A 2,125-nucleotide genomic window follows, 5' to 3' on the forward strand; every position below is an offset into this window, starting at 1 on the left:
CATATTGGGGATGTTCATTGAGGCAGAAACAACCCTCAGGGCAGTTAGCCCCTTACGCCTGCGGGGCTGCTGACCAAATCGGGCAGAGGGGGCCGCGGCTGTTTCCCAACTTTTACGCGGCCCCTATACTCTCCGGACTGTCAATGTGAACACCGTTGCACCCGCGGTAACGCACAGGGTGGCGGACCCGCAGATCACCGGGAGGCCGCAGTGCTGCGGGCAGTTGAGGATCATCGGGTAATGGCTGCCCGTATCCGCGATCGTTCCGGATATGGGGCAGGTGCATGCGCCTGCAACTTAGATCGGGTTGTCCAACCGTTGAGGCAGAAAAGAAAAAGGCCGCTCAATCGAGCGGCCTTTTCCGGATTTTCCTGATCCGGCTGGATCAGTTGGTTTCTTCGCCGGCGGCATCGGCAACCGGCGCGCCGTCATCGTCGTCAGACGCAGCGGAACCGATATCGTCGAACAGTTCGGAGATCTCGTATTCAGCAGCGGCTTCCTCTTCGGCGGCCATCTCCTGGATCGATTTACCCGATGCCTGCAGTTCAGCTTCTTCAGCCGAGCGGGCAACGTTCAGGCTGATAACAGCTTCGACTTCCGGGTGCAGTTTCACGGAGACAGTGTGCAGGCCGAGGTATTTGATCGGAGCGATCAGGGCGACCTGTTTCTTGTCAACGGAGAAACCGTCCGCAGTTGCGGCATCGGCTGCGTCGCGCGGGGTGACCGAGCCGTACAGCGCGCCCGCGTCCGATGCGGAGCGAATCACGATGAACTGCTGGCCGTCCAGCTTTGCTGCCAGAGCCTCGGCCTCTTTCTTGGTTTCCAGGTTGCGCGCTTCCAGCTGCGCTTTCTGGTCCTCGAAAGATGCGATGTTGGCTTCGGAAGCGGTTTTCGCCTTGCCCTGCGGCAGCAGGAAGTTGCGGGCGAACCCGGGCTTCACGTCAACGACGTCGCCCATCTGGCCCAGCTTTGCAACGCGTTCAAGAAGGATAACTTGCATGTGCTTATCTCCTTACTTCACAGCGTAGGGCAGCAGGGCGAGGAAGCGGGCGCGCTTGATCGCACGGGCCAGCTCACGCTGCTTCTTGGCCGAAACGGCGGTGATGCGCGAAGGCACGATCTTGCCGCGCTCAGAGATGTAGCGCTGCAGCAGACGGGTGTCTTTGTAGTCGATCTTCGGCGCGTTGTCGCCCGAGAACGGGCAAACCTTGCGGCGGCGGAAAAACGGTTTGGCTGCCATGATTTAGCGTCCTTTTCTCAAGCTAGGATCAGCGGCGTTCGCGACGGGTGTCGCGTTCGTCGCGCTTCTGCATCTGGACCGAAGGGCCCTCGCCATGCTCGTCGACCTTGATGGTCAGGACGCGCATCACGTCATCATGCAGACGCATCAGGCGTTCCATTTCCTGAACGGCGGCCGACGGTGCGTCGGTCTTCAGGAAGGAGTAGTGCCCCTTGCGGTTCTTGTTGATCTTGTAGGCCATCGTTTTGACGCCCCAGTACTCCTGCTCGACCAGCTTGCCGCCGTTGTCGGACAGAACAGCACCGAAATGTTCGATGAGGCCTTCAGCTTGCGAGTTGGACAGGTCCTGACGCGCAATCATGACATGCTCATAGAGTGGCATGCGAACTCCTGTTTGTGTCTAGGCGCATTTCATAGACCGGGCATCAAAGCTTCCGCTGCCTGGTCACGAGAGGCTGCGCGGATCGAAAATGTCGCGGAAGCAGGGCCTCCTATACAGGCTGCGGCCGAAAGAGCAAGGCAAAAGGGCGGTTCCACACGGCCGCCCGCCGCCGCCGCCGCAATTCCGCAAGCCCGCCGCATTCAGGCCTCAAAACAGGCCTTCACTTCTTAACGAAGCCTTAACGCGGAGACCAGCCGCGGCACCGGAGCACCCGGAACGGGCAGCTTCAGAAAGGCCAGCTTCAGAAAGGGCAGTCTTATGGCAGTGACAGATCAAACCCCGCCGCAGTTGACCCGCGCCCATATGGTCTATGGCTTTGATGCCATGGCACGCGCGATGCCGCTGCGCCTGTGGCTGGAAGCAAACTGGAAGCTGCGTGTTGCCCTTCTGCGGATGCTGGGGGCGGCAATGATCCTCAGCTCCACCGGTCTGTGGCTGGTTCC

Annotated in this window: 3 protein-coding genes and 1 pseudogene; 1 reads left to right on the top strand and 3 read right to left on the bottom strand. The window is 60.3% G+C overall.

All coding sequences use genetic code 11. The annotated features are described in order from the left end of the window. Positions 1-385: 385 nt before the first annotated feature. Genes rplI through rpsF form a run of 3 tightly spaced genes read right to left on the bottom strand, consistent with a single transcriptional unit; the run spans position 386 to position 1,622 of the window. Positions 386-1,000, bottom strand: a complete 615-nt coding sequence (gene rplI / locus VOI29_RS24270; protein WP_323784436.1) for a 50S ribosomal protein L9 — start codon at positions 998-1,000, stop codon at positions 386-388. Positions 1,001-1,012: 12 nt separating this feature from the next. Further along, positions 1,013-1,240, bottom strand: a complete 228-nt coding sequence (gene rpsR, locus VOI29_RS24275) for a 30S ribosomal protein S18 (protein WP_005982441.1) — start codon at positions 1,238-1,240, stop codon at positions 1,013-1,015. Positions 1,241-1,268: 28 nt separating this feature from the next. After that, positions 1,269-1,622, bottom strand: a complete 354-nt coding sequence (gene rpsF / locus VOI29_RS24280) for a 30S ribosomal protein S6 (protein WP_323784438.1) — start codon at positions 1,620-1,622, stop codon at positions 1,269-1,271. Positions 1,623-1,940: 318 nt separating this feature from the next. Here rpsF and VOI29_RS24285 point away from each other — a divergent pair. Further along, a pseudogene (locus VOI29_RS24285) lies at positions 1,941-2,125 on the top strand (hypothetical protein); the annotation flags it as partial.

Source organism: Leisingera sp. (assembly GCF_034669605.1).
Classification (GTDB): domain Bacteria; phylum Pseudomonadota; class Alphaproteobacteria; order Rhodobacterales; family Rhodobacteraceae; genus Leisingera.